This window comes from Rathayibacter sp. SD072, from assembly GCF_017355185.1.
Lineage (GTDB): Bacteria > Actinomycetota > Actinomycetes > Actinomycetales > Microbacteriaceae > Rathayibacter.
In genome coordinates this window covers 1-25,981 of the sequence record NZ_JADILJ010000039.1, presented here as the reverse complement: position 1 = coordinate 25,981, position 25,981 = coordinate 1, and the positions used below count along the sequence as shown (strand labels likewise).

Genomic DNA, 25,981 nt, shown 5'->3' with positions numbered 1-25,981 from the left:
AGCGTTGTCGGACCCTCCGACCTACACTCGACCATCATCGAACACATGTTCGAATACGTCAGGAGGTAGCGAGATGAGTGTGACGATCGTGGAACGGATCGCTACTCCCGCGCACGACGCGGTGACGATCGCGTTCCTCGTCGCCGGAGACGCGGTCGCTGCGGGCTTCCCCTCCCCCGCGCAGGACTATTTCGACGGGTCCCTCGACCTCAACGACCACCTGATCCGCGACAGGACCTCCACGTTCATCGTCCGCGTCTCCGGCGAGAGCATGGTCGGCGCCGGCATCAGCGACGGTGACGAACTCGTGGTCGACCGCTCTCTCTCTCCCAAGCACGGCAGTGTCGTCGTCGCGATCCTCGACGGCGAGCTCACCGTTAAGCGCCTCGAGCTCTCCCCCGGCGGCGTGATCTTGCGCGCCGAGAACCCCGAGTACCCGCCGATCCTCGTCCCCGAGCTCAGCGACCTCCAGATCTGGGGCGTCGTCACCGTCTGTCTGCACCACCTCCACCGTGCGCTCTGAGCAGCGCATCGGCCTGGTCGACGTCAACTCCTTCTACGTCTCCTGCGAGCGACTGTTCGCCCCCAAGCTCGCGGGCCGGCCCGTCGTCGTCCTCTCGAACAACGACGGCTGCGTAGTCGCCCGCTCGGACGAAGTGAAGCAGCTTGGCATCGAGAACGGCACGCCCTGGTTCAAGATCGAACCCCTCATCCGAGCCGGCCGTCTGCCGGAGGTGATCGCCCGATCCAGCAACTATGAGCTGTACGGCGAGCTGTCCGCCCGCGTGATGGAGCTGCTAGGCCGCTACTCCGCCTGGCAGGAGGTGTATTCGATTGACGAGAGCTTCCTCGGCGTCGACGGCGACGTGGCGGAGCGGGCCAAAATTGGCCGAGCGATGCGCGCGGCCGTCGCCAAGAACGTCGGCCTGCCCGTCTGCGTCGGCTTCGGACGGAGCAAGACACTCGCGAAGTTCGTCAACAAGGGCGGCGCGAAAAAGCACCCGCGTCTTGGCGGCGTCTGCGACACCGACTGGTACACACCCGCGCAGCTCGACGCCCTCATGGCCTCGCAGCACGTGACCGAGCTGTGGGGCGTCGCCAGCCGCACGGGGAAGCGCCTCGCGGAGCTGTCCATCCACACAATCCGCGACCTCCGCGACGCCGACCCCGCGCTCATTCGGAAGAAGTTCTCCGTCGTCCTGCAGCGCTCCGTCTACGAGCTGCGCGGCATCGACTGCATACCCCTCGAGGCCGCCCGCACGGTCCGTGACCAGCTGATCTTCTCCCGCTCGTTCGCCACTCCTGTAACGACGATCGCGGACATGGAGCAGGTGCTCTCCGTCTACGCGCAACGCGCCGCCCACCGCCTCCGAGCGCAGGAGTCGGTGACAAAGACGATGAGCGTGTTCGCCTCGACGTCGCCCTTCGCGGATGCGCCGTACGAGTCCGCCGGCGGCCTCGCCGGCTTCCCGATCCCCACCGACGACCCGGTGGCAATCGTCAGGGCCGCGATCGGCACGCTGCAGCCCCGGTTGCGCGACGGGGCCCGCTACGTCAGGGCTGGCGTCATCCTCACCAACCTCTCCCCCAAGGGCTCCCACGCGTTCCTCGACGTCTTCGACACAGCGTTCGACACCAAGGGCCTCGGCGCCACGATCGACGCCGTGACGAAGCGACACGGCCGCTCCGCGATCGGCCTCGGACTCGCTGGAATCCGCAAGGGACCGGTGTGGACGATGAAACGCGGCGCCTTATCCGCCCGCGCCACCACCCATTGGGCAGAGCTGGCGACAGCGTTCGCTCGTTAGCAGTGGTCACTTCCCGACGCACCGTGCGTACATGCATGTCGCCCAGACAGCCTGACGTCATTCATGCGTAATTTCATGCATGCAGGAAATACCGCAGGATGTAAGTACGTAAGGTCGACATGCGTGTATGATGGACTGCATGCAGGTAGTCATGGTGTACAGCGAATCAGGCGGGGTCAGCAAAACCACGACGGCCGTGTCCCTGGCGATGGTTGCCGCGACGAAGGGGAAACGGGTTCTGCTCATCGACCTCGATCCACGCGCAGCGACGACGAAGTGGCTCAATGTTGCGCCGGCGGGGGAGGGCCTGCACGTGGGGGCAATCCTCGGAGACTCTGATCCAGAGGGTTGGGCTCAAGACCTGGCTGTCCGCAGCTCGTGGAACGATAACTTGCGCGTGATTCCTTCCGCCCGATCGGTTTCTAATCGCGAAGCTGACCGAGCCGATCACGCTGAAATCAGGTTGAAAGTATCCCTCCTGGGCCTAGACGCGGACCTTGTCGTCATCGACTGTCCTAATCGGCAAGGCGGACCCCTAACGCTTGCGGCGCTGAACGCGGCAGATACGGTCGTCTACGCGGCGACACCTAGCGGAGACGGCGTCGACGGGGTAGAGGGGGCTCGCAGAACGATTGAGCAGTTTCGCATCAACCGTCGTCGTCTCGGCGCTCCCGCTTCGATCACCGAGGCCGGGATCGTAGTAGGTGGTGTAAAAGAAACGATCATGAGCCGACCTGCAGTAGCGAGCATCGAAGAGCTACGGGCTACAGGCCTCTTGCTCACTCCGCTCGTTCCGGACCGCGCGATCGTCCCAGAAGTGCGATTGGTTGGGGAATGGTACGGCAACTATCGAAAGGGAGCCCCTGTCCTTGCTGCGTACACAGAAATCGTGGAAAAGGTGATCCGATGAGCGAGATCGAGGATCGGCCGGCGTCACTGCAGCGCCGTCGTCCGACGCCAGCGCCTGACGAATCGATCGATCCTGTCGACTACCAGACCAAGCCCGCTCCTGGTGCCTCGAATGCCGCCGCGTCTACAAGCGATGTGCGGAACCTGGATCGACCTCCGGTGGTGGCATCTCCGTCCTTCGAGCCGCCCGCCCCTACGCCGTCTCGACGAGGTAGGCCACGGGGGAGGGAGCTGACCGTTCCGTTCTCTACCCGAATCTCTCAGGACATTTCTGAGCTCATCGACGCAACTTCAGACGAGCAGGGACTGACGCAACGGTCGGTGATCGAGATTGCGGTTCGCGAGTACTGGGGCGCTCGAGCCCGAGACGGTCGACGAGGCTCCTGACACAGGCACCCAGTGGTTGCTCTCGCTTCATGCCTAGGAACTCGACGCAATGATAATTGCGCTTACCGCTACTAGGGCGCGAAGTGCATTCTGTCAATTCTGAGGGCGAAGAAGGGCCTGGGAGGTCCATTCTGAGCTGCAGCGTGTGCCAGGAGGGCTTCTGTGTGCGGAGGAGTACTCCCGGCCGGGCGGCGGCCCGGCCGGGAGCATTGCACCGGAGCGAGGGGGGAAGCTCGACAGTGCGTCTTCACGCTAGGCCTTGGGCCTCACCCAGCGCGAGGTGCCGGGGGTCTGGCCCGAGGGGTAGGTTACGGACGGTCCGACCGGTTGAGGGAGTCCGTCCCCGGCCGAGGACGATCCACAACCACTAGCTGTTCTCAACAGCGCGAACGTCCTGGGAGGACACTCCAATGGCTGACAAGTCGCTCAACCGCACCGAGCTCGTCGCGAAGATCGCCGCGGACTCCGGCCAGAGCCAGGCCGCCGTCAACGGCGTCCTCGATTCGCTCTTCTCCACCCTCGCCGACTCCGTCTCCAACGACGTGAAGGTCACCATCCCCGGTTGGATCGCCATCGAGCGCACCTCCCGCGCCGCGCGCACCGGCCGCAACCCCCAGACCGGCGAGACCATCCAGATCGCGGCCGGCCACTCGGTCAAGGTCTCGGCCGGCACCAAGCTCAAGGCCGCCGCGAAGTAGCTATGACTCTTCGAGGTCGTCGTGTCATCACTGGCAACTGAGGCGGTCACGCTGTGTGGCCCGAGGCAAACTGGGGCGTGTGACCACGGCGCGAGCAGGTGATCCGATCCTCACCCAGTCACTGCCTCAACGCGGTCAAAGGTGTTGGGCCAGTTCAGGAGGCCCATTCGCTAGCCACCCGCAGATGATCGTCAGCCGCCCGTAAGACCGTCGAAACCTGCGCCTGTGACGATGAGTCCAGACGGTAGGGGACTGAGGGTGGTGGTGCGGGTGATTCTGGAACGAACGCACTCGAATCGGTGGGTCGCTCGCAGGCGGCGACTCAGCCCGGTCCTCGCTCGAATCACGTTCTGGGTGGAGGACGGGAGCCCTGGCGTCTACCGCACGGAAACGTGGTGTGCGCCTGGACAAGCTCGGATGCTGCTGCGGGACTGCGACGCGCTCGAGGTCGCGTTCGCGCTCGTGATCGCCCACGCCGCCCGCGGATGCGACCACGACCTCACAGACACCGGAGCACTCGACCTCTATGACGAGGAAGCCGCGTAGGCGCTCACCCTCGCACGTGGCATCCTCCACGCACCAGCACCCCTCGTGGTGTGCCCGAATCCGGCGCTAAGCGGCTGTCGTCAGTTCGCGGCGTCGTAGGCGTCCTGGATTTCGGTGGGGATGCGTCCGCGGCTGGACACGGTGTGTCCGTTGGCGTTGGCCCATTCGCGGATGGCCTTCAGGCGCTGCGGGTCGCCCTTCTTCGCGGTCGACGAAGTAGCGGTCCCGCCGTTGCCGCGAACTCGGCGGGCGTTGGTGACGAAGTCTTCTAAAGCGTCGTGCAGCTTCTGGGTGTTTTTCGCGGAGAGGTCGATCTCGTAGTTGGCGCCGTCGATGCCGAAGCGAATGGTGCCTCCGTCGCTGTCGAGGGGGGTGCCGTCGATGTCGTCGACCAGAGTGACTTTCTGAGCCATGGGAACCTCCTACAAGTTCAAGAAATAGCGTCACGACTGTAACGCACGTCTATTGACGTATTCCACAGCATGCCGCGCTTTGCCCTTTACGCCTGGGAATGCTAGGTGCGGAAAAGCGCGACCGACACGGGTGCGCGCTTACTCGGCGTTGGTGCCTGCGGATGGTGTAATCGCTAGTAGGGAAGTTGGCGAACTGTTCCGTGTTTGCGAGCGTTGGTTCGGGAGAGGTGTGTCGTGTCGGTGTCGGATCAGTTGGAGGGCCCGTTCGAGGGCATCCTGGCCTTTCCGCCGGACGTCGACGCGCTTGCGGCCGAGATAGACGAGGTCCGGTCTGCTGAATGGTTTGACGGGGACGGTGAACCGAATTGGCGTGTCCTTTTGCAGGCGACGAGGGTTCTGCGTTCGAGTGTGCCGGAGTTGCTGGAGCGGGTGCGTGTCCTCGAGCAGATCGCGGACGGCCGCCTCCCGCATACCGATACCGGTTCCTGCCCTGATCCGGTCAGCGGGCCGGATCGTCGAGATGTGAACTGTCGGGCGTGCCTGGTGTGGGGGGTGCCCCGGTCATGACGCTTCCGCAGAAAATGCTCGAAGAACCGGTAGCGACTTCAGTACCGGAGCAGGTGCCGGCTGGAGCCGTGGTGCCGGTGTCGGCGGCGGTGTCGGAGCTGAGTGATGCGTCGATCGCGGGGAACACGCGGCGGGCGTACGAGTCGGACCTGCGGGCGTTCGTGTCCTGGTGCGCCGCGAACGGCCGTCCGCACCTGCCAGCATCACCGGAGACGGTCGCGGAGTACCTCGCCGACCGAGCCGGGATCCTCACGACCGCAGGGAAGTGGCGGTATGCCCCGGCCTCCATGGCCCGCTGGTTGTCCGCAATCAACGCTGCGCACGCGGAACAGAACCTCCCACTTCCCGGCCACAGCGCCCTGGTAGCTCGTACTCTGCAGGGCATCCGTCGGGAGCGGCTGCGACCCCCGCGTCGAGCGGACCCCCTGCTTCTCACGGACGTGCAGGCGGTCCTGGACCGCATCGACGTCACGACATGGCCTGCGGGAGCGACCGGGGTTCGAGACCGCATGGTGATCTTGCTCGGCTGGGCTGGCGCGTTTCGCCGCACTGAACTCATCGACCTGCGCATCTCCGACGTCACCCGACACAAGGAGGACGGGCTGCATCTGCGGATCCGCCGCTCCAAGACCGACCAGACCGGGAAAGGCCTCGTCAAAGCGATTCCTTACGGCCGGGAACCACTCACATGCGCGGCGTGCGCGTGGGTGCGGTGGCTGCGGATTCTCGCCGCGGGCGCGACGGGGCGCAGCGCGGTGATGCGGGTGCTGTGTACCGACGACCCCGCAGTGCACGTGTGCCGAACCAGCATCCCTACTCTGGAGGGGGAGGCGCCGTTGCTGCGGCGGATGCACAAGACCGGTCTGCCGACCGTAAATGCGTTGTCGGCGCAGTCGGTAAACCTCATCGTCAAACGCCGCGTGACCGCGGTCGGCCTGGACCCTGAGCAGTACAGCGCCCACTCCCTCCGCGCCGGATTCGTCACCGAAGCGCTCCGGCACGGGGCGAGTACGCATGCTGTGATGCGGCAGACCGGACACCGATCCCCGGCGACAGTGGAGATTTACGCGCGCGAGCGTGATCCGCTCACCGGGAACGCTGTCAACGACCTCGGACTATGACCCCCGACCACGTCCTCGAGCAGTTGCCGGTGTCCAGTCGGGCGCATTGGCAGCTGTACACGGACTGGTGCGACGCAGTCGGTGCGAGTCCCGCGCCGGCGTCGATCGTTCAGTTGGGGCGGTTCTTCGCCGCGGTTCCCGCGGCCCCGTCCACGGCCGTCGGGCGAGTGCGCGCCCTTCGCGCCGCCCACGAGCTCCTCCACGCAGCATTCCCTGTCCCGCCTACGGAACTCGCACGACCGATCCGCGCCGGCGCAAGATGGATCACCCCGGCCGAAGCAGTCGCAGCCCTGCCTCTGACCCGCTACCCGGTAGGCCTAGTCGGCCGCCGCGACGCGTTCCTGCTGCTCCTGCTCGATCAGCTCCACCTCACCCGAGGGCATGCGCGAACGATCACCGAGGCGGACATCGTCACCGGCGCTGACATCACAGTCGCAGGCGTCCCTGTCCAGAAGTCGGCGGAGGCCGTGTCGTGTTGGCGGTGCGTAGTCACCCGCTGGCTGCGCGTCCTCGGGCCAGCAGCGCTGGGGTTCCGGTACACCGTCCGCGAAATCCTCGACCCGACCCTCTTCACCGATACGCACGACTGCGACACCGACGTGGCCGACGACTGGCGAGTCGCACCGGTCCTGCTCCCGGCGATCGATCAACACGGATGGCTCAACCCGCACGGACCACTCACCACCCGCGCGATGTCGGCCATCACTGCGGACCGGCAACGAACCGGACAAGCACCGGTCGATAACCACCCGCGCGCGCGGCTCGAACCGTCCACTCGACGAACCCTGCAGGACGTCGCAAACGCCTACGACGACGTCGACGCAAGGTTGGCCGCTCTGCTCCTGCAGACAGCCACGCTTCTCGCCGACAACGACGACCTCCGCCGCAACTGACCTACGGCCCGAACAACCGAGAAAGCCCGTCGAATGAGGCGGAAATGGCCGACTCTGGGCCGGCCGCGAGGGGCATCCCCTCGCGCTCCCCAGTCTTCCCGCCCAAGCGGGGGTGCGCTTGGCGCACATCGCCTGCGGCGACAAGGAGCCGCTGCGCGGCACTGTCCCACGGTTTTTTGTTCCTCTCCGCGGTACAAACCTATTTCGCTCCGGCGGCTCCGTGCCACGCATTCCGAACGCGGTCGCGATGCTCCCTTATTCCGCCCGGAATGCGCGTCACTGCGCCGCCTCCGCTCAAACGGTTCTTCCCGCCGGAGAGGCACAAAAAAACGATCAGACAAGGGATAAGCCAGGCCACCATTAGGTGAGAGGCCCGGTGTCGTTCCGGAGAAGCGGGAATCATGTCGAACACGCCCACAGGCCAGGCCACCCCTGAGCAGCTCGCGCTCATCTGCACCACGCAGCGCGCGGCCAGCGCGCACTACGACACCGCCACCGACGCCGAAATCCTCCAGGACGCCCGCAACACGCTCTGCCTGCCCGGGACGGCCGCGCCCGGAGCGCTGGCGATCGAGCAGGACGGGTCCCCGTTCGCGCAAGCGCTGATCGCCCTTCTCACGCCCGCTGTTGAAGCTGGGGGAGCGGAGCCCGCCGCACCGGCGCCGAGCGTTGAGGAGACTCTGGCGGCGTTCCTGGACACATTTGCGAGTTGGGACCTTGCCGGGGATGTCGCAGCGCGGCTGAACTGTGGTGAGGTCGACGCCCTCGCCGGACTCCTGCGAGCCGCAGGCAGGGGAGAGGCCGCGGACCTGTGGATTGCGGAGCACGCCACCGACGACGACGACGAGGGCGACGCTCACCACACCCCGGGAGGATCGGACCGATGACCGAGCAGCAGAAGGCCGACGCCGTGACGAACTACCTCGCCGCCGAGGCGGACTACGACGAGGCGGTGACGGCGTTCCTCGCCGCAGGCGCTTCCTACACGGCGGCCCTCGCGAACATCTCCGTGGCGACGACCGTCTCGCCCACGCTCTCCTGCGAGAAGGTCAACGTGATCGCACAGATGCTCACCAAGGCGGGGGAGCGCGATGCGGCAGGATGGTGGATCGACGCACACTACGACGAGAAAAACGTCGAAGAACTCGAAGCGCACATGGAGTTCTATCAGGAGGAGTCGTCATGGCTTTGACCGTCTATTCCAAGCCCTCGTGCGTTCAGTGCACCATGACTTATCGGGTGCTCGAGAAGAAGGGCATCGAATACACCACCGTTGATATCACAACCAATCCCGCCGCTCTCGCATACATCACGGAGGAGCTGGGCTACTCCGCCGCCCCGGTGGTCGTCGCGAGCGACGAGGACCACTGGTCGGGCTTCCGCCCCGACCTCATCGAGAAGCACGCAGCGTGACCGGCCCGGACGCCTCGAGCGACGACTACCGGGCCGGGTACCTCGCCGGACAGGCCGATCGGCAGGGCGAGGTCGACTGGTTGGAGAACGAGGCCGATCGGTACTACCGGATCGCGTACGGCGACGAGCGGCGTCTCCCGGCCTATGCCGTGACGCGCGCCGAGCTCGAACAGCGCAGGGCGCTGTCCGAGCCGCCCGACACGGTCACCCGAGCCGCCGCACTAGCGTCCTGGGGTATCGAGACGGAAGCACCAGAGCAGGACACCCCGAACGCCTCCCCGTCGACGTCGACGGGACGACCCACGAACCGCACGAGCAGGAGACGCCAAATGAGCACCAGGACGATCACCGGGAACCTCGCCACCGACCCCGAGGCCGTGCAGGCGGGCCGCGTGCAGATCGTGAAGCTGCGCGTGATCGAGAACACCGGCGAGTTCCGCGGCGGAGAGTGGACCGCGCATGAGGCGCCGACGACGCACTTCGTGGAAGCGAAGTTCGAGCTCGGCGAGCACGTGCTCGCCTCCCTCCACAAGGGCGACGCCGTGATCGTCGTCGGCTACGAGCACACCGTCTCCTGGGGTGAGGGCGAGAAGAAGCGTTACGGCCGCGTCATCGAAGCCGATGCCATCGGCCCGAGCCTCACCCGCGCGACGGCCGTCGTCACGACGGCCGCGCAGCGCACCCCGCGCCGCAGCGCCGCCCCCGCGGCCGAGTAGACGAGAGAAGCCCCTACTTCGAGCTGGCCTCGACCCTGAGCACGTACAAAATGACGTGACCTTCCAGGATCGCCGCGCGCACTTTTGCAATGCGTCAGCGCTGGTCGCCGCGTTGCTGTGCACCACCGTCGATGCCGATTCCGCGCGCGTCCGGTGTGCCAGCTCCCACATGTCTCCATCGTCCCGTTCGGTATCGACAGCGGCTCTACAGCTCTACAGGTACCTGTATCTGCTGGCTCGGGCGCGGATTCTGTGGGGGAGGGCCGGCGTTGCCGTCCCGTGAGGGGCCGACCCCTCACCCTCCCCGGTTCTCCGCCCGCGGGGCGGGGCGCGCTTTGCGCGCATCGCCTGCGGCGACTGGGAGCCGCTGCGCGGCGCTGCCCCGCGGTTTTTTGTTCCTCTCCGCGGTACAAACCTATTTCGCTCCGGCGGCTCCGTGCCACCTGTTCCGAACGCGGTCGCAAGCTCCCTTATTTCGTTCGGAACAGGCGTCACTCCGCCGCCTCCACTCAAGCGGTTCTTCCCGCCGGAGAGGCACAAAAAAACGATCAGACAAGACGAAAGCCCCGTAGTTGGCTTAGAACCACGGGACCCGTCGCGTTGATCCTCGCACAGGGAGAACCGCCATGACCCGCACGACCACCACCCGCAAGACCGCCACCAAGAAGCGCACCCCGCGGACTACCCCGGAGGAGCGCCGCGAGCAGGCCGCCGCGCTGCACGAGAGCATCACCGAGCAGGTCGAGGCGCTGCGCGACTCCGACCATTGGCGCCGGTTCCTCTCGTTCGCGTCCTCGTTCCACCGCTACAGCCTCGGCAACCTCCTCCTGATCCTCGCGCAGCGTCCCGACGCGTCCGCGGTCGCCGGGTTCCGCGCGTGGCAGGGCAAGGGCCGTCAGGTGCGGAAGGGCGAGAAGGCGATCAAGATCTTTGGCTTCGCTCAGCGGAAGATCGACGCCGACGAGGAGCCCGAGGAGGGCGCCACGACGAGCGCCGACGAGAAGGGGCAGAAGGTCCAGACCTACTACCCGCTCGTGTCGGTATTCGCGATCGAACAGACCGACCTCATGGAAGGCGCCGAGGACCCCCGCGACATCGCCCGGCCGCTGACTGGCACCGAGGATCACGGCGTTATCGCGGCGCTGAGCGCGTTTCTCGAGGCCGAGGACTGGACCGTCGAGCGGCGCACCCTCCCTCAGGGAACGAGCGGCTATGCCCGCCCCGAGGACCGCACCGTCGTCGTCGGCGACACCCTCGCGCCGGAGCAGGCCGCCAAGACCCTGATCCACGAGACGGCGCACATTCTCTTGGGTCACGTGGACGACCTGGAGGAGTACGCGCAGCACCGCGGGTTGATGGAGACCGAGGCCGAGGGGGTCGCGTTCGTCGTCGCTGGGCTCGTGGGGTTCGATACGAGCGCGTACAGCGTCGGCTACATCGCGGGGTGGAGCAACTGCGACGCGGACGTGATCCGAGGGACCGCCGCGCGGGTGCTGACGACCGCGCACCGCATCGCGGAAATCCTCGACGGCGACGAGGCCGACGCCGAGGACGAGGACGCCTGATCCGGCGGGGGACCGGCCTCCGGGTCGGCCCCCCGCCCCCTTCCCGCGATCCTCCACTCATCGAAAGGCCACACCATGACGACCACCAGCAGCACCCCCGCCGCCGCCGACGTGTGGGGACACACCGCCGAGCTGCGCGCCGCGCAAGACGCCGTGAACGCCGCGGCCGAGACCGGCGACGCCCGAGCGCTACGCGCCGCCGTGCGCGTGCTCCTCACCGCCGCCGCCCGGCACGCCTGGCCCACCGCCACGGCTCTCGTGTTCAAGCGCGAGAGCGTCGGCACGTTCGCCGGATTCTGGGCGCTCTTCCGCGTCACCGACGCCGGACACCGCGTGCTCCGCGAGTGGGAGAACGAGCCCGACGAGATGAGCGACGAGAGCGACGAGGAGCGCGTCGCGCTCGACCTCATCAGCAACAGTCACGAGACGCAGGACTACGCCGACACCTTCGGCCCGCTCCGCGAGGGCGTCGCGGTCGGATATCACCTGTACATGCTCTGAGCGAGCGCGTGCGGGCCGACCCGAAACGGGCCGGCCCGCACGCGGGGGAGAGCCCCCTCGACCCCCCAGCCCGCGCAGAACGGCTGCACGAAGCCGGGGACGTCTCAGGGGCGCTGCCGGCGCTTCTTGCCCGCGCGGATGTTCCGGTTCTCGATCACGCCGACGACGGCCAGGCCGATCGCGACGACGACGAGGAGGACCCAGCCGAGGACGTTGAACCACTCACCGGTGAACGCGGCGTAGGTCTGTTCACCGGCGATGCTCGCGAACATCAGCGACAGGCCGAACCAGACCATGCCGTTACTGATCAGCGCAGCTCGCGCCAAGGGAGTGCGGGGAGTCGCCATGCCTCACTCTTTCACTCAGGACTGAGACTGACCCCCACGCCTCCACTGTTCTGCAGAGTCCATGGAAGGTGCGGTGACGGTCAGCTCATCGAGGCGCGCGGGGTGAGGGCCACGCGGCCCTCGCCGTCGACGTTGACCGTCATTGGACCCACGCCGCACACGAACACCGCGCCCGGCGGTTGGGTGGGGTCATCGTCCACGAATCCCTGCACCATGCGCGTGTACTGCGCGATGATCTGCTCCGGCGTCTGCGGCGCCCGCGGAACGCGAGCGGGGGGCGCCGGCAGCGGTTCCGCGGGCGGCCGGCGGAAAAGACGCGCGAGCCAGGACCGCCCGTCGCTGCTGCCGGAATCGTGCACTGCCACCGTCGCGCCTCTCGCCATGAGTGCCAGGGTAGACGCCGCCCTAGTGGGTGTCGTCGTAGGCCTTCTGGACCTCGGCGGAGATGCGGCCGCGGTCCGAGACGTTGTGACCGTTCTTCGCCGCCCACTCCCGGATCGCCTTCAGGCGCTCCGGATCGCTCTTCGCGCGGGCAGGAGCCGACGAGCCGGCGTTGCCGTCGCGGCGCACGCGACGGCCGGCGTCGACGTACTTCTCGAACACCGAGTGCAGCTTCGAGGTGTTCTCCGCCGACAAATCGATTTCGTAGTTCGCGCCATCGACGGAGAAGGTCACGGTTCCACCGTCACCCTCGATAGGAGAGCCGTCCAGGTCATCGACAAGAGTGATCTTTTGCGCCATCAGTGTGTCTCCAAGTAAGTAAGGGTGATCGTCTCCTTTCTAGCAGTCGCGCATTCTCTCGCGCCGGTGATTCCACGAGCGCTCTGATTCTTGGCATGTGGGAACTTGACCAAGAAAAGCCTTGTGGCCCTATTATTGTGGTACGCTTTATTCATGGGAGTTGAGTGGCCAGCCAGCGCCGACAAGCACGGCATCTCACACGAGGACGCGCTCTACGCGATGACTCACGCCGAGGGTGCCGCGCAGGTCGAGGGACGGCCGGGGGAGGTGACGACGGTCTACGTCGGACACCCTCACGGGCAGACGGGCCGCTACATCGAAGTGATCGCCGCGATGCGCCCACCGCGCACCCTGACGATCTTCCACGTGATGCCGCTCAGTGACCTGTACCGGCACCTGCTGAACGAAGGAGAGGGACATGACTGACTACAACGACCTCGCGGACCGCGCTGAGCGCGGCCTGCTCGCCCCCGTTCCCGGAACGGCGCTGCACGGCGCCGCTGCGGCGGACGCCGCCCGCGACGCGCTGCTCGCAGCCACCGGCGCCGACACTCTCGAGAACGCCGTGACGATCGCCCGCGGCCGGCCCCGGCTCGACGCCGACGAGGCGGCCGGTCCCATGTGGAAGGTCCGCGCAACCAAGCCCCTCGACCAGAAGATCAGCCAGCTCGCCAAGCGTCGCGGCGTCAGCAAGTCCCAGATCCTCCGCGAAGCCGCCGCCGCGTACGTCGAGGCCTCCTGATGACCGACACCACACGCCCGTCGTTCGAGCCCGTGCTGCTCAACCTCGCAAACGATGGCGACTACTACATCGTCACCGAAGCACTGCGAGAGTTCGCCAGCGAAGCGGACCACCAGGCCGACAACGCGGAGGAGAACGCCCGCTACAACAGCCAGCCCGCCAGTGCCCGCGTCGCACCCCTCCGCGCGCAGGCCGAGCGCGCCCGCGCGATCGTCACTGACGTCGAACGCCAACTCGACGCGAACAGCACCGCCCGTCGCCCCCGCGGGTAGCGAATCATTCGGCCTCCGTGGGTAGCCAAATCGGTCAGGAGCTGCGGCTAGTCGTCTGGCACGGCTCTTGCACAGTCACAGACCCACACCGGTCGAGCCCCACCCGACTCCGCTGACGCGTCTGCGGCATCCTCCTGATCGACGTCATTGGAAACGTAGGCGGGGGAGCCCGTTCGCTGCTCTGGCATAGTGAGATGTCGATGGTAGATGCAGCCGGCAGCCCGACGTTCGTGCTCACGGTCGACGCCGTCAAATGGGCGATCGCGACACTGGGCAAGCGCAAGATCCATCCCCACTTCCTTGCCTACTTGCAGGTCCACCGTCGCTGGAGGCGCGACGGGCCGTTCGATCCGCAATGGTCTGAGCTGCGTCCCCTCCTCGAAATTCCCGGCGGACCGCCAAAAAAGCCGAACTACCGTCCTCTCTGGAATAGAGACAGTGACGGGTCCGTGTACTGGTTCAACGACAACTTGGCGGGGAGCTTCGCTCCCAGCTCGATCCGTAGGACCGCAGGTTTTCTCGTAGATGGGGACACCTACGTCCTGCCGGAGGATCATGCCGTTCGAGCGCTAGATGCCCTTCTCTACGGCCACCGCGCCCCGGTGGTACCACTGAGCGTGTACCTGTTCCGCAACTTCGGGTTCCGCATCTCCGAAACGGACTCGCCAGGCGATTCGTACCAGCCGACCCCGGAATCCCCTGGGGTGCGATCCTTCAACCCCGTCGAAGACCCGAATCGTCGCCGAGTCGGACCGGGATTCATCACGAGACTCCCGCTGCCGATCGAAGTGGACGACGGCTGGCGCCGAGGCAACGGAGGCCCCGGAATGGGCGATCCCCTTCCTGAACCAGGTGACGCCGTGACCGCCTTCCGCAGACGTTTCCAGTTCGGCGACGACGAGGAGTTCGAGAGCTTGTTCGATTCGTCCGCACCCTCAGCCGACTTCCAGTGGTTCGAACCTCTCCTCGAAGAGCAGGTGGAGTGATGGCTGCTGTCGTTCAACTCGTACCCCGAGTGCGCCTCCTCACAGCTGATGACCTCGGCATCGGCGTCGACGCGACGCTCCAGGCGACGCACGCGTCGAACGCACCCGACGCGCCTCGGATGGCAGCAGATCACCCGAAGCTCGCTCTCGTCCGACGCCTGCTTCTTACCTTCGGTGGCGTCATCTTCACCGGACCTCCCGGAACCGGGAAGACCTTCTACGCCTCACAGATTGCTGAGGCGCTAGCCGGCGACAAGGCCCGAGTGCGGTTCGTTCAGTTCCACGCGTCCTACCAGTACGACGACTTCATGGAAGGCTTCGTGCCGGCTCCCGGGGGCGGTTTTGACCGGAAGCCGGGCATCTTCAAGAGAATCTGCGAAGCCGCAACTAAAGACCCGGAGCACACTTACGTGCTGGTCATCGACGAGTTGAGCCGCGCCGATGCAGCTCGGGTATTCGGTGAAGCGCTCACCTACGTCGAACGCAGCAAGCGCGGCCTCGAAGTCGCGCTCGCCTCCGGCGAATCGTTGCGCGTGCCCGAGAACCTCGAAATCCTCGCCACCATGAACCCCATCGACAGGGGTGTCGACGAGGTCGATGCCGCGTTCGAGCGCCGATTCGCGAAGATCAAGATCGACCCGGACCGCGCCGCCCTCGAAGAGATCCTCGATCTCGGAGGTGTCACCGACCCTCTGAGGAGCAAGGTTCTGGGATGGTTCCACCTGGTCAACGGGATGTCGCGAGACAACCCAGCGGCGGCAATCGGTCACGCGTACTTCATCAACGTCGACGGGCCGGCGGCACTCCGCGACGTGTGGGAGTACCAACTCCAGTTCGCTGTGGATCGTGCCTTCCGCCTCGACCCCGAGACGCGCCGTCAGGTTGAATCCAGGTGGGAAACCATCTTCGCCGGCGTCCAGGTGAACGAAAGCGGTCCGCAGCAGGCCGATGACCCTGCCGGGCCAGACGACGCCGCGTGACACCTGGAACCTCCGCCGCTCCGCGCATGCGGGAGTGTCGCGAGTACGGCTTCATCCCGGTACAGCGCGACGAAATAATGACACCCGACGGCAAGCTCGATATCTATGAATCCGTCGCCAAACTCAATGCCTTCACGGTCGATTTCAAAGGATCTGAACTCAGACTGCAAGCCGGCGGGATCGTCGGAATCGTGCCGATCAACGACCAGATCGTCCTGCGCATCACACCGCGCACACCGATGTCCAACCTCACGCGGATGGTGCAACGCAGCGGCTACGAAGCCTTCGCCCTCGATGCGCTCCGCACCTACACGACAGCCTCGACCGTCTCGGACTGGGTGCTCGACATTTACGCCGATTCCCTCATCCGCCACTGTGACGAAATCCGCAACCGAGGCCTCTATCGGACCTACATCCGCAAGACGGACAGCGGGTCCCGCCCCCATGGCCATCTCGACATTGCCAACACTGTCCGCCACTTCGCTGCCCGCGGGATCACCACCAAAGCGGAGTTCTCGTGGTTCGAACGCACCACAGACAACGCCTACAACCGATGCCTGAAAGCAGCGCTCTCGAAGCTGCACAGACGGTACGTCGGCCCCCGACGCGGTATAGCAGACAGCCAGCGTCGCGTCCGCCTACTGGCGAGCCTGCTGCGCGCTTTCACGGACGTCGAGATTGATCCTCAGCAAAGGTACTTAGAGGATCCAGTCGTGGCTGGGCTTGCCGAACCTCCCGCGTCGCGGACCTACTACCGCGAACCGCTTCGCCTCGCCGTCGCCGTCCTGACCGATCGCGGAATTTCGCTCGACGAGGGCACAGGTGACGTGAAACTGCCCTCGATGCTTCTCAATATGGGCGACCTCTTCGAAGCGTACGTCCGCACCACGCTCCACCGTGTCGCCACGGATCGCAGCTGGCCTGTCAGCATTCTCGACGGGAACAAAGACGGGAAGATCCCGCTCTATCAGAGCCCGGACATCCCCCGTGTGCTCGACGGAGTGAACCATGTGGCCCTCGTCAAGACGGAAACGTCACCCAACGCCACGCCCGACATCGTGTTTCAGCGAGACGACGGAACCATCCCTCTGGTCGCGGAGCTGAAAAACACCCTCATGAAGGGCACGCTGCCCGAGCGCTCCGAGGTTAACCAAGCAGTGACCTACGCCACGCGATACGGGACGACCAACGTTCTCCTCGTGCACCCGAAAACCGACAAGCATGCCGGCGGACTTCACCTCATCGGCGATGTCGGAGCAGTGTCCGTCTTCGACTACCGATACGACCTCGCCGCAGCTGACCTCGACGCAGAAGATCAGCACTTCGCTCGTCAGGTCGGAGCGATTCTCGGCATTACCTCGTAGGCCCAACCCACGTGGGGGACTCGGGCGCATCCATCAGGGGCACCAGGTCCACGCCCACGGCGTCACGGCCCATGGCGGCAGCGGTCTTCAACGTCGTTCCTGTTCCCATGAACGGGTCCAGGACGACACCACGACCCGGAGTGCCGTGACCGCAGTCGGTCCACCCGGTTGTCTTCTTCTTCGAGAACGTGAACTCGCGGAAGTAACCGCCGAGCACCTGCTTCGCCTCGCTCGCGAGCCGCTGCACTTCGAGCGTGTTGCGGCCGGTGCCCGTCTGGAACTTCGTCGCCTTCCCCACATCGGACACCCCAGTCGCCTGGATCGCCCGGATGTGCTCGTCCGTCAGTCCGGCTGCATCTGCGAGTTCCATCGCCCGCTTCGCCTGAGGTCGGGACGCGTCAAGTTCACGAGTGCGCTCGACCACCCGGCGACGTGCAGTCCCGCAGGTCGCACAGACCTGCTTCGGTGCACCAAGGAGCACGGCGCGACGCACAAGCTCCTGCGGGTACGGCGCGAGGTGAGCGCCCATGTTGCGCTCCGGGTTGATCGTCCACACGTCGCCGGGGTTGGCTCCGTTTCCCATCTCGGCCGAATACCCCACGAGGTCGTAGTAGTAGTTGGGCTTGTAGGTGAGGTGAATGATGTACTCGTGGCGGTTCGCCAGCCGATCGCGGGCGGGATCTGGCATTCCGCCTTCCTTGGCCCAGATGATGCGGTTGCGCACGGCCCAGCCAGCGTCGATGGCCTTCGCCTCGATGCGAGACGGGATGCCGACGAGGGACCGGCGGTAGTAGGTGTCGCCGACGTTGAGGAAGATCGATCCGCTGGGGCGCAGGACGCGCTTCCACTCGTCCAGGCAATCCATGATCGAGGAGACGTACGCCTCCGGTGTGGCTTCGAGACCGATTTGGTCGACGTGGCCGTAGTCGCGCTTGTTCCAGTACGGAGGCGACGTCACGATCAGGTCAGTGAAGTTGTCCGGCAACTTCGTATCTCGGGCATCGCCGTTCACTACTTTGATCGTCGGCGCCGCGAGCTTCGCTTCCCATGACTCGAGAGACCCGACGCTAGCTGTTCCGAACAGGGGCGTAGGGGTCTCCGAGGAGCGGCCGGCCGAGCTTGATCGTGCAGTGTCCATGTGGCCTGACTCCTCGAAATGACGCCGACGCCGCGTGGCGTCTCTACGACGGTAGCCGAATGGAGGCCTCTCGTCGAGCCCCAGAAACGAACACACCTTCGAACGCTTCTTCGATCTACAGCTTGTCGATCCAGGTGTCTTCGTCGCGGTCGGCCCAGGCGTTCCCGGTTCGTCGTGCGCCAGCCGTCTCGACGCGACGGCTCAGGCTGATGAGGAGGGTCTGTGCCTGCCGTTGGGTCAGCTCCCGCACCGAACTGATCCGCAGACCGGTCAGCTCAGCGACGACCTCGAACTGTTCCCTAGCGCCCGTGATCCCGAGCTTCGCGAACGCCTGCCTAACCTGACCCCGGGTCGCCTCCGTCATCATCGGTTCGACCGGTGGAACTGGGCTTGCGGTCTCCTCCTCACCGAAGAGTGAAGGTAGGTCGTTGTCGTAGATCTGCTCCACCTTCCGCGCAGACATGTGCCCATCAACCACGACAACCCACCTTCCCCTCCGACGGCACCGTCCGACAGTCGCCGCCCCTCTACAAGTCTGCCGCAGAGCGATCCTGCGCCTCGCGGCGGGCTCGTTGACCGGGCTGTTGGTTCATCCCTTCCGCAGGGATCGCGAGGTGGCTGCGCAGGAGCGCTTTCGCGCGCGCGTGTCGGCTCCGAGCTGTAGAGGCGGGGATGCCGAGGTGTGTGGCTGCCTGTTCGAGCGTGAATCCGTCCCAGTGCACGAGTCGGACCAGTTCGGCATGGTCCGTGGGCAGTTTCGCGACGGCCAACCGAACGTCGAGACCGTCGTGGTCCGCTTCCGCTTCGACCTGAATAATCGCGTGACCGAGAGCGGCGGTGAGAGCGTCGCGTCGGCCCCGCCCGCGCGTGTGGTGGTGCAGCGTGTTGCGGGCGACTCCGAACACCCACATTCGGGCTTCTTCGGGTCCGCTCGGCATGCGGCGCGAGGATCGCCACGCTGCCGCTAGCGTCTCACCCGCCAGATCGGCAGCATCCTCAGGATCGGTGGTGCGGCGCAGGAAGTAGCCGAGCAGGTCGGGTGCGACTGCCGCGAGGACGCTCTCGACGTGCGGTCGCGTCACGGTGCGCTGGGGTAAAGCGAGTCGGTGATGCACTGCGTTTCTTGCTTGCCCTGCAAGGTGTTCACAAGGTCGGGCCACTGCGCCGTCAACTCTCCCGCGAGAGAGTTCCAGACGACCTGTGACAGGCCGTCCTGCATGATCCGGGCGTCATCGGACACCTGTCCGGTCCACAGCTCACCCTCGTGATAGAGCTCGAAGTCGGTGGTGTCGACGCCGGAAAGGAGGCGATTGAAATCTTCGGGGCGCCCGGCTGCCAGGAGCCTGCCGGCGACGGCTTCCGGGCTCGGCTGGAGAGCGTCGACGTCCAGTGCGTCCACATAGTCCCGGACGGCCGTCTTCTGGTCGTCGGTGAGGGAATCGAGCGACGTGCGGGTCTCGCAGCTTCCAAGGCTGTTGCCGTCGACGTCGAACCACTCCCGCGAGTACACGAGGTCCGGGTCCGTGACCCACGTCCACGGACCCCACTGCGACGCGGCCGCAGCGGTACCCCCGAGGATCACGATCGTCACGCCGATGGAGACGGCGGGCAGCAGTCGGCGGCGCGACCTCGCAGGGGCGGCCCGATCGGCAACGAGAGCGTGAAGGGCTTCTCTCACGTGAGCGTCATCGGTGGGCACGCGGCCCGCGGCGCCGAGTTTCGTGTCGAGCGGATCGATCATGATGCCTCCTGGTGAAGTGTGCCGTCACCAGGTACATGCCCGCAGGAGTCCGATCCGTCCACCTCAGCTCAAACTTTTCCGACCGGACGCGAAGGACGCGATCGTCACCTCAGCTCGATCGTGAGTAGCTTCGGCTCATGACCGACCTGCCCGCACCGCCTCGCGAGTCGTGGCGGATCGATTTGAGCACTCAGCCCAGGGTGCTGACCGAGGCTGCAACAGCAGCTCTCGCTCGAGCCGCCGAGGAAGTGGTGACACTTCGCACGCGGGCACGTAGCGATGTCGCCAAAGAAAGCGCCGCGTCGGCTCTCCGTTCAGCGGTGATTCTCGGAGTGAACGAGCATGAGATCGCTGACGCGACGAAACTTCCGCTTGCGCAAGTTCGAGCGCTGCTGCGGGAGGGGTAAGAAGCTGCGCGGCGAGGGCGCCTACATGTATTCGCCTGACCAATCGTGTTGCCGATATGGGTCATTCCGACGAGGACACCGCTGGCCCCTCTCTCGGGGCGTCGGGCCAGTCGAGGTTGAGTGATCCGGGCTCCCCGAGGATCCAACGCTTACTGTTCTCCGCCATGCGGTAATTTATAAGCACTTCATCGGGCAGGTCCTGACCAATCACAAGCAATTGGCTTGGAGAGAGAGGGAACGAGACCGTGCAAATTTCCTCGCCTTTCGTTGGTGCCCAAAGAAGTACCGCCCCGTCTCCGGTCGCGAGGATGATATCCACAGGCCACACACTCCACACCCAATGATTGAGCCCAAGTGTCTTGAGCCTCAGTACCTCCGGAAGATACTGGGATAGCAGCAGTATGTCGCCAAGGTGTAGCTCCTCCTCCTCGACCTCACCTTCGGTTTTAAACACCAAAGCCGGCGCTCGAAGCTTCGTTTGATTCGCGTAACGACCGCGGTCAAGATGCATGTCGAGAAAAGCAATCATCGCGGCGCGCTCGCGGTCGGTAAGTTCTTGTGCTCCCTCGCGTAGCTTAACGATCACGGGGATGCCGGCGTCCTCAACGTCTGAATAAATTTTCTCTAAATTTAGGGTCAGTACCTTTGGATCATAGACATAACTCACTACCGTCGCATTGTTGATGGATGTGGAAAAGGCTCGCTGATCCTGAATATCAACGACGTCAACGACGTTCCGTTCGTTGGCCCAGGCTCCGATGTAGCCCTTTGACACCATATGCCCGCGTTTAACTCCCACAAGAAAACTCTCCCGTTTGTACTATTCTCGACCGCCTGACCGGATCCCAACCCGGATTCTTCCTGATTCCCTTTCGCGGTCAATTTTTTGCCAGTGAGCAATTCGCTTTGCTAAGTAATCACGTCGGTCTTGCGTTAAGTGCTGCGTACGTACGAGAGCTGCTGTAGGGTCGCCCAGGAGGCGCGAGCCGTCCGACATCCATGGCCCGGTAGTGAAAACTGGTGAGAAGGCGACTGGTTCTAGGCTTTTGGCGCGCGACCTTAGGGTGATGGAATCGCTGTGCTCGAATTTCGGTTTCAGTGAGTCAAAGGTGAAAAAAGTCTCGTCTGCTTTTCGCATTCCATTCCGTTTGTGATTTAGGTCATCGGGATTAGTGTGTCCGCCTCCGAAATCAAACTCGCTACTACGGCCATAGATTAGGACGTATTGTGGCTCCACTGGCCGATTCGGATGGTCTCCAAGGAGCTGATATTGCTCGCGAAAGATTCTTTCATTTCCATCTCTGGCAAACCATGTTCGCCAATCATTCAGTTGGTCATGCGCTTCAGTGAAGGCGGCAGTCGGTCGCCCATCCATCTTAAACCATCGTTTTGAGGGCTTTTCGATCTCGATAAGAATTGGGGTGATAGTTGAAGACGATCGCGTGACCCACATGAAGTCGGGTTCGAACGAAAGTCCCGCACCATTAAGTCGTGGGCGGGTGAAAACAGCGCCCAAATCGGATCCATGATGTCCGCCAGGTCCGACGTCGCCGCTCCCTCCGGGGATCATCGCCGGGTGAAGTTCTAAGAACGTCTGTACCGCAGATTCTTCTGGCTCGCTTAGAAGGAGTGCGTACCACTCCTGCATCACCGTGTCTGAATACGTTTGCCAATCCATCGGGCGGGGCCGGTCGGGGTTGGCGTCCGGTTCGAGGTGGGTGTACTGCTCCAACATGGAAGCAGGCTAACGTTCACGCGCTCGCGGCGTATCGCGGCCAGCCTGTCGTGGTGGCCCGGACTGCGGCCACGATGCCCGGGGTCACGAAGGCCACTACTAGTGCAACGCCGACGTACGGCGCGAGCATGAACACTTGGTCTGCCGGGACGGCTACGCCTACTCCAAACGGCGATGCTCGTGATTCGAGGGGCTAGGGTCCCTCTTTGTCTACCCGCCAACCGCAGTGAGCGGGCGTCCGTTGAGGGGCCGGCAAGCGTCCACCTCCCGTCACGGGAGACATCATCGCGGCTTCGCCGTAACGCATTCTGATAGTGCAGACGTGCAGTGTCACAACGACAGATTGAGCCAAACGCAATCCGGCGACGTAGCAGGCTCAACGAGCCAGCAAGAGTAGATGAGGTTGGCCTCAGCCTTCGTTCGGAAGCCGCCAAGTACCGCCTCGTAGCGCCCGATGGGCGCGCGTAGGCGCACGGCGGGGTCCTCCAACCACTCTTCGCGTTCGTTCTGCGCGTCGAACGTCGAGAGGCTGTAGGTCGTGCCTTGCGGATGGGATTCACCATCGCGCATCGAGGTCCACAGCACGACTGTCTTGGTCTCAAAGCTAGGATCCGTCAGGACGCCGACACTCCAGACATCAATCGTAGATTCGTCGTCGGTGGTGATTGAAGACCTCGTACGGTCCACAAGTCGCTCGACCGGCACGTCATCGATTGAGAAGCGAACGATCGTGGGCGAGCCATCGGCGAACTGAAAGTCGCTCATTTTCTGGCAGCCGGACGTCAGGAGGTCCAGCTTGGGAAAGCAAACGGAATAGCCGTCCTCGATCTTCTCCCAGGACCCCTTCTCGACGGTACCTGCTCCTTCGGAATACTCCCACGCCTCCCAGATCTGGCTAAGGAGCCGGGTGTACTCGTCTGCGGCTGAGTCGGCTTCTGTTCGCGCTCCGGCCGTGATCGTGGATCTCGCCGACGGTTCCACGAGGCGGTCGAGAAAGGCAGCTACGGAGGCATCCTTCGCCTCCTGAGCTCCTCGAAGTGGCGCGATGAACGCGATGGAACTCACGATGAGCGCGGCCAAGGAGATGATCACGGCGAGCCAAGATCTGAAGTGCTCGCTGCTCGAGGATCCAGTTGTCACGTCCAACAGTCTGGTGGAAGCACGCGAGCCGTGGGTCGAGGCGTTCCGGTCAGAGTGCGCGTATCCGAATGACGGTCCGCGTAGGCAGGCGGCGGTCGCGCAACGGCACACGACGACTTTTTTGACGAAGTTGCCACTCGGGTTGCTTGAGGGCCCTTTCTCCTGCGTGCGTTCCGGGGAGTCACGGTCTCGAGGGAGCCGACCGGTAGCCGGTCGCTATCCGGACGCTCGCGCAGCGCCGGCCGACGTCGCCACGTCGACCAGGTGCAGAGTGCGACGTCGACGGCCGAGTGTCGATTGACACCCTCGCAATCGCGGGGCGCAAAGCGCTCGTGCAGAGGAGTGCGGACACTGAAAATCCGTGTCGTTCCTCGTGGTCCCCTGCACGACTCTTGGTGCCGCCGCGGCACTCGTGCAGACGACCGTGGGCATTCAGATGCTCAAGGTCGCCTGCATACGCGACGCGGGCGCCGCTGAACCGTTTCGTAAGGGGATCGTCCAGCGGGTCGGATCGTGTTGACACCCCTGCCCTCGGCTGTGGCCGACCCTGAAAGAGGTGCCCCCTCTACTCACTCTTCGACGGGGGCGGAGGGATGGGGCCGATGGCTCCGTCGCGCAGGTCCCCGTAGTAGGCCGGTGGTTGCCTCGTCTCGAAGTCTCGTCCGACCACGGGCGACACCAGGATCACGTGATCGAGGAACTCCTCCTCCCACACGAGGCAGTTGCGGTAGATGTGCCCGCGGACGGGCCCTTCGACGTCGCGTGCAGGTAGCTCCATCGCGTCGACGGGAAGGAACAGTGCATTCGCTGACGTCACCGTGATCGTGTGAGCGACGTTCGGCTGTTCCGCTTCAGCCTTGTCGAGCATCACGTCAACGAGTTGTTGAACGTCGTTGGTCATCCGTCTTCCTTTCGTCGCCCGTATCGGGACCGTCCTTCGGTTGGTCGAGTTCGGCTAGTCGAAGGTTGTAGTTGGCCAGTTCGTTCCGCATCTGCTCGATCGACCTCGGCGTGAAGCGCCTCACTTGCAGGTCAAGAATCGCATCGGCCACCACGTCGCTGACCTCGAATGCTGCGGCGACAGCTGCCCTCTCGTCGTCGCGATCTCCCGAGACGTTCGCGCACACTCGAAACAGCTTCTCGGGGTCCTCAACGGCTCTGATGTAGGCGTTGACGATTTCGGTGCGTGTCATCAGGTTTTGACGTTCGTCGTCGTCGTCCATGCGGTCACGGTACCGGGCCCGAGGTGAATGGGCTCCACGCCAACGACGTCCCGATGGGGATGGTCTGCCGCAACAGCGTCGCGTTCTCATCGGTCCGACACCGCCGGGACAGGCGTGATCTTCGAGCGCCGAACTGGGTGGGCGGTCAGGACTTGGTGCCGCCGTAGTCGGTGTTGTGGTCGCGCCAGACCGTGTGCGGGTGGTAGCCGGAGAGGACGATGCCGTTCTGCAGGGACAGCTCGATCCAGACGGAGGGGCCGTCGATGCGGAAGTAGTCGTTGAGCTGGGTGAAGGTGGTCGATCCGGAGTAGGCGAGGTAGGTGTCATCGAGCTCGGCCTTGTAGGTGGCCAGGATCGTGGCGGCTTCCGCGTCGGAGATGTCGTTGACGTAGCTGGCGATCGCGTCGAGAACGAGCGTCTTCTGGTCGGCGCTGAGCCGGGAGACCTGGAGGCCTTCCTTCGTTGCCGGGAACGCCCAGTCGCTGCCCGGACCGAGCACGAGGTCGGAGTAGACGTCGCTGAGCTTCGCAGTCGCCTGCTGGTCGCTCGTGAGAGAGGAGAACGCGGCGGTGAACGCGGCTTCCTTCGCGGCCATCGGGTGGTTCGTGGAACCGTCCCACTCGAAGTCCCCGTTCGGCTCGATGCCGCGGAAAGAGGGGGTCGCGCCGGCGAGGGAGCCGTTGATGTAGGTGTTCGCGACGGCGAGGTGGTGGCCGCCGAATTGGAACTCCCACGTTCCGGTGTCCTGGGGGACGCCGAGGAAGGCGACGAAGAACTGGGAGCGGCCGTAGTCGTCGCCGCCACCGTTGTCCGCGAGGTAGTCGTCCGCGTTCAAGTGCTGCTGGATCTCGTCGTAGCCGACGCCGGATCCCGTGCCGGTGGTCGCCTTCAGCAGCGACTGGAACAGGGCGAGCTGCGCGTCGGAAAGGTCCCCGATGCTCAGCCCCAGCCGTGCGCCGCCGCCGAGACCGGCGGGGGCGCCGCCTCCACCTGCGCCGCCGGCGGCGCCGCTGGGTCGAGCGGCGTCGGTGGGGAACCCGGACGCGCCGGACGGACGTGCACCGCCGGCGCCGCCGGCCGCTCCGCCGCCCATTCCGCTGAGGAGCGCCTGGGGGAAGTTCGACCACAGTTCGGCGTTGGTGAGGGTGTAGCTCTGCACGAGCGTCGCCTGCTGCTCAGCGCTGAGGGACGCCTGGAACGCCTGTGCGAGCGCAGCGACAGATCCGGCGGCCGCCGGAGTGCCCGTAGGTGCGGTTGTCGCGGTGCCGGTCGCGGTGGAGGTGGATCCGTTGGCCGTGCAGCCCGCGAGGACCAGGGCGGCAAGGGGGATCCCGGCGAGGATCCCGCGCCGGGAGATGGACTGGGTGAGGGAGGAGGTGCTGACCATGACGACGACACAACAACGCTCGCCTAGGCCGATTCGATGAGCTTCCTATGAGATGTCTATGCGATGACGAGGTTCGGGTTTCATTGGTGACTCATAGAGTGCGCATAGCCGATGTCGCGACGGCGGACCTACCGTCTTGCTCATGCCCTCCCTCACCCGTGCCCTGCTGGACGCCCGATGACGGCCACGATCGCCCGCCGTCCGGGGCGGTCTCGAAGCGTCGCGGTCCGTCTCCTGGTGC

General features: G+C 64.9%; 35 protein-coding genes. 21 read left to right on the top strand and 14 right to left on the bottom strand.

Features of this window, described 5'->3' with window-relative positions; translation table 11 throughout:
- Positions 1-73: 73 nt before the first annotated feature.
- From IOC53_RS14355 to IOC53_RS19270, 5 genes are all read left to right on the top strand, one after another.
- Positions 74-523, top strand: a complete 450-nt coding sequence (locus IOC53_RS14355; protein WP_207406723.1) for a LexA family transcriptional regulator — start codon at positions 74-76, stop codon at positions 521-523.
- Entirely contained in the window at positions 513-1,808 is a 1,296-nt protein-coding gene (locus IOC53_RS14350; protein WP_207406722.1) for a Y-family DNA polymerase, read from the top strand. The genes IOC53_RS14355 and IOC53_RS14350 overlap by 11 nt, the downstream gene beginning before the upstream one ends.
- A 139-nt stretch (positions 1,809-1,947) precedes the next feature.
- Positions 1,948-2,718, top strand: a complete 771-nt coding sequence (locus IOC53_RS14345) for a ParA family protein (protein ID WP_207406720.1) — start codon at positions 1,948-1,950, stop codon at positions 2,716-2,718.
- 796 nt (positions 2,719-3,514) lie between these two features.
- Positions 3,515-3,802, top strand: coding sequence for an HU family DNA-binding protein (locus IOC53_RS14340; protein WP_207406718.1), 288 nt, complete (start codon positions 3,515-3,517; stop codon positions 3,800-3,802).
- Positions 3,803-4,219: 417 nt separating this feature from the next.
- Positions 4,220-4,348: a hypothetical protein gene (locus IOC53_RS19270; protein ID WP_278250079.1), complete on the top strand. Its 129-nt coding sequence runs from the start codon at positions 4,220-4,222 to the stop codon at positions 4,346-4,348.
- Between the two features lie 80 nt (positions 4,349-4,428).
- On the opposite strand, the gene IOC53_RS14335 is transcribed toward IOC53_RS19270, so the two are convergent.
- Positions 4,429-4,761: an Lsr2 family protein gene (locus IOC53_RS14335; protein WP_207406717.1), complete on the bottom strand. Its 333-nt coding sequence runs from the start codon at positions 4,759-4,761 to the stop codon at positions 4,429-4,431.
- 234 nt (positions 4,762-4,995) lie between these two features.
- Between IOC53_RS14335 and IOC53_RS14330 the strand changes: the two genes are divergently transcribed.
- The 9 genes from IOC53_RS14330 (at position 4,996) to IOC53_RS14290 (ending at position 11,537) form a co-directional block, all read left to right on the top strand.
- Positions 4,996-5,328 carry a hypothetical protein gene (locus IOC53_RS14330; RefSeq protein ID WP_207406715.1) on the top strand — a complete coding sequence of 111 codons (333 nt, stop codon included), beginning with the start codon at positions 4,996-4,998 and terminating at the stop codon, positions 5,326-5,328.
- Positions 5,325-6,449 carry a site-specific integrase gene (locus IOC53_RS14325; protein ID WP_207406714.1) on the top strand — a complete coding sequence of 375 codons (1,125 nt, stop codon included), beginning with the start codon at positions 5,325-5,327 and terminating at the stop codon, positions 6,447-6,449. Before IOC53_RS14330 ends, IOC53_RS14325 begins: the two co-directional genes overlap by 4 nt.
- A complete protein-coding gene (locus IOC53_RS14320; RefSeq protein WP_207406712.1) occupies positions 6,446-7,342 on the top strand; it encodes a hypothetical protein in 897 nt (298 codons plus the stop codon). Before IOC53_RS14325 ends, IOC53_RS14320 begins: the two co-directional genes overlap by 4 nt.
- 401 nt (positions 7,343-7,743) lie before the next feature.
- Positions 7,744-8,229, top strand: coding sequence for a hypothetical protein (locus IOC53_RS14315; RefSeq protein WP_207406710.1), 486 nt, complete (start codon positions 7,744-7,746; stop codon positions 8,227-8,229).
- Positions 8,226-8,534, top strand: a complete 309-nt coding sequence (locus IOC53_RS14310) for a hypothetical protein (RefSeq protein ID WP_207406708.1) — start codon at positions 8,226-8,228, stop codon at positions 8,532-8,534. Before IOC53_RS14315 ends, IOC53_RS14310 begins: the two co-directional genes overlap by 4 nt.
- Positions 8,525-8,755, top strand: a complete 231-nt coding sequence (gene nrdH, locus IOC53_RS14305) for a glutaredoxin-like protein NrdH (protein WP_207406706.1) — start codon at positions 8,525-8,527, stop codon at positions 8,753-8,755. Before IOC53_RS14310 ends, nrdH begins: the two co-directional genes overlap by 10 nt.
- Positions 8,752-9,471 (top strand): single-stranded DNA-binding protein, encoded by a 720-nt coding sequence (locus IOC53_RS19515; RefSeq protein ID WP_207406704.1) that lies wholly within the window; start codon positions 8,752-8,754, stop codon positions 9,469-9,471. Before nrdH ends, IOC53_RS19515 begins: the two co-directional genes overlap by 4 nt.
- A gap of 626 nt (positions 9,472-10,097) precedes the next feature.
- Positions 10,098-11,036 (top strand): ArdC-like ssDNA-binding domain-containing protein, encoded by a 939-nt coding sequence (locus tag IOC53_RS14295; RefSeq protein WP_207406702.1) that lies wholly within the window; start codon positions 10,098-10,100, stop codon positions 11,034-11,036.
- Between the two features lie 75 nt (positions 11,037-11,111).
- Entirely contained in the window at positions 11,112-11,537 is a 426-nt protein-coding gene (locus IOC53_RS14290; RefSeq protein WP_207406701.1) for a hypothetical protein, read from the top strand.
- Between the two features lie 104 nt (positions 11,538-11,641).
- Here the strand turns inward: IOC53_RS14290 and IOC53_RS14285 are convergent, their stop codons facing one another.
- From IOC53_RS14285 to IOC53_RS14275, 3 genes are all read right to left on the bottom strand, one after another.
- Complete coding sequence (locus IOC53_RS14285; protein ID WP_207406700.1) at positions 11,642-11,884, bottom strand: hypothetical protein; 243 nt, start codon at positions 11,882-11,884, stop codon at positions 11,642-11,644.
- Positions 11,885-11,964: 80 nt separating this feature from the next.
- Positions 11,965-12,249, bottom strand: coding sequence for a hypothetical protein (locus IOC53_RS14280; RefSeq protein ID WP_207406699.1), 285 nt, complete (start codon positions 12,247-12,249; stop codon positions 11,965-11,967).
- A 40-nt stretch (positions 12,250-12,289) separates the two neighbouring features.
- On the bottom strand, positions 12,290-12,625 hold the full coding sequence (locus IOC53_RS14275; protein WP_207406698.1) for an Lsr2 family protein: 336 nt from the start codon (positions 12,623-12,625) through the stop codon (positions 12,290-12,292).
- 153 nt (positions 12,626-12,778) lie between these two features.
- Between IOC53_RS14275 and IOC53_RS14270 the strand changes: the two genes are divergently transcribed.
- The 6 genes from IOC53_RS14270 to IOC53_RS14245 all read left to right on the top strand — a co-directional run bounded on the left by IOC53_RS14270 (position 12,779) and on the right by IOC53_RS14245 (position 16,969).
- Positions 12,779-13,051: a hypothetical protein gene (locus IOC53_RS14270; protein ID WP_207406697.1), complete on the top strand. Its 273-nt coding sequence runs from the start codon at positions 12,779-12,781 to the stop codon at positions 13,049-13,051.
- Entirely contained in the window at positions 13,044-13,367 is a 324-nt protein-coding gene (locus IOC53_RS14265) for a ribbon-helix-helix domain-containing protein (protein ID WP_207406696.1), read from the top strand. Before IOC53_RS14270 ends, IOC53_RS14265 begins: the two co-directional genes overlap by 8 nt.
- Positions 13,367-13,639, top strand: coding sequence for a hypothetical protein (locus tag IOC53_RS14260; protein ID WP_207406695.1), 273 nt, complete (start codon positions 13,367-13,369; stop codon positions 13,637-13,639). Before IOC53_RS14265 ends, IOC53_RS14260 begins: the two co-directional genes overlap by 1 nt.
- A gap of 200 nt (positions 13,640-13,839) precedes the next feature.
- Positions 13,840-14,625 carry a hypothetical protein gene (locus tag IOC53_RS14255; protein WP_207406693.1) on the top strand — a complete coding sequence of 262 codons (786 nt, stop codon included), beginning with the start codon at positions 13,840-13,842 and terminating at the stop codon, positions 14,623-14,625.
- Positions 14,625-15,605 carry an McrB family protein gene (locus IOC53_RS14250; RefSeq protein ID WP_207406692.1) on the top strand — a complete coding sequence of 327 codons (981 nt, stop codon included), beginning with the start codon at positions 14,625-14,627 and terminating at the stop codon, positions 15,603-15,605. Before IOC53_RS14255 ends, IOC53_RS14250 begins: the two co-directional genes overlap by 1 nt.
- Positions 15,602-16,969, top strand: coding sequence for a hypothetical protein (locus IOC53_RS14245; RefSeq protein WP_207406690.1), 1,368 nt, complete (start codon positions 15,602-15,604; stop codon positions 16,967-16,969). Before IOC53_RS14250 ends, IOC53_RS14245 begins: the two co-directional genes overlap by 4 nt.
- On the opposite strand, the gene IOC53_RS14240 is transcribed toward IOC53_RS14245, so the two are convergent.
- The 4 genes from IOC53_RS14240 to IOC53_RS14225 all read right to left on the bottom strand — a co-directional run bounded on the left by IOC53_RS14240 (position 16,959) and on the right by IOC53_RS14225 (position 19,848).
- Positions 16,959-17,981 (bottom strand): site-specific DNA-methyltransferase, encoded by a 1,023-nt coding sequence (locus tag IOC53_RS14240; RefSeq protein WP_307786208.1) that lies wholly within the window; start codon positions 17,979-17,981, stop codon positions 16,959-16,961. The genes IOC53_RS14245 and IOC53_RS14240 overlap by 11 nt on opposite strands.
- A 241-nt stretch (positions 17,982-18,222) precedes the next feature.
- The gene (locus IOC53_RS14235) at positions 18,223-18,585 is read right to left on the bottom strand and encodes a hypothetical protein (protein WP_207406687.1); all 363 of its coding nucleotides are present in this window, start codon (positions 18,583-18,585) and stop codon (positions 18,223-18,225) included.
- Between the two features lie 49 nt (positions 18,586-18,634).
- Entirely contained in the window at positions 18,635-19,189 is a 555-nt protein-coding gene (locus tag IOC53_RS14230) for an RNA polymerase sigma factor (protein ID WP_207406686.1), read from the bottom strand.
- Positions 19,186-19,848 (bottom strand): hypothetical protein, encoded by a 663-nt coding sequence (locus tag IOC53_RS14225; RefSeq protein WP_207406685.1) that lies wholly within the window; start codon positions 19,846-19,848, stop codon positions 19,186-19,188. The genes IOC53_RS14230 and IOC53_RS14225 overlap by 4 nt, the downstream gene beginning before the upstream one ends.
- Positions 19,849-19,985: 137 nt before the next feature.
- Between IOC53_RS14225 and IOC53_RS14220 the strand changes: the two genes are divergently transcribed.
- Positions 19,986-20,255 (top strand): hypothetical protein, encoded by a 270-nt coding sequence (locus tag IOC53_RS14220; RefSeq protein WP_207406684.1) that lies wholly within the window; start codon positions 19,986-19,988, stop codon positions 20,253-20,255.
- A gap of 61 nt (positions 20,256-20,316) precedes the next feature.
- On the opposite strand, the gene IOC53_RS14215 is transcribed toward IOC53_RS14220, so the two are convergent.
- The 6 genes from IOC53_RS14215 to IOC53_RS14190 all read right to left on the bottom strand — a co-directional run bounded on the left by IOC53_RS14215 (position 20,317) and on the right by IOC53_RS14190 (position 25,740).
- Complete coding sequence (locus IOC53_RS14215; protein WP_207406683.1) at positions 20,317-21,054, bottom strand: DUF4238 domain-containing protein; 738 nt, start codon at positions 21,052-21,054, stop codon at positions 20,317-20,319.
- A 21-nt stretch (positions 21,055-21,075) separates the two neighbouring features.
- On the bottom strand, positions 21,076-21,990 hold the full coding sequence (locus tag IOC53_RS14210; protein WP_207406682.1) for a Shedu anti-phage system protein SduA domain-containing protein: 915 nt from the start codon (positions 21,988-21,990) through the stop codon (positions 21,076-21,078).
- 330 nt (positions 21,991-22,320) lie between these two features.
- The gene (locus IOC53_RS14205) at positions 22,321-23,130 is read right to left on the bottom strand and encodes a hypothetical protein (protein WP_207406681.1); all 810 of its coding nucleotides are present in this window, start codon (positions 23,128-23,130) and stop codon (positions 22,321-22,323) included.
- A 565-nt stretch (positions 23,131-23,695) separates the two neighbouring features.
- Complete coding sequence (locus IOC53_RS14200; RefSeq protein ID WP_207406679.1) at positions 23,696-24,031, bottom strand: hypothetical protein; 336 nt, start codon at positions 24,029-24,031, stop codon at positions 23,696-23,698.
- Positions 24,003-24,353 carry a hypothetical protein gene (locus IOC53_RS14195; protein WP_207406677.1) on the bottom strand — a complete coding sequence of 117 codons (351 nt, stop codon included), beginning with the start codon at positions 24,351-24,353 and terminating at the stop codon, positions 24,003-24,005. Before IOC53_RS14195 ends, IOC53_RS14200 begins: the two co-directional genes overlap by 29 nt.
- A 145-nt stretch (positions 24,354-24,498) precedes the next feature.
- Positions 24,499-25,740, bottom strand: coding sequence for a DUF3500 domain-containing protein (locus IOC53_RS14190; protein WP_207406675.1), 1,242 nt, complete (start codon positions 25,738-25,740; stop codon positions 24,499-24,501).
- Between the last annotated feature and the right edge of the window lie 241 nt (positions 25,741-25,981).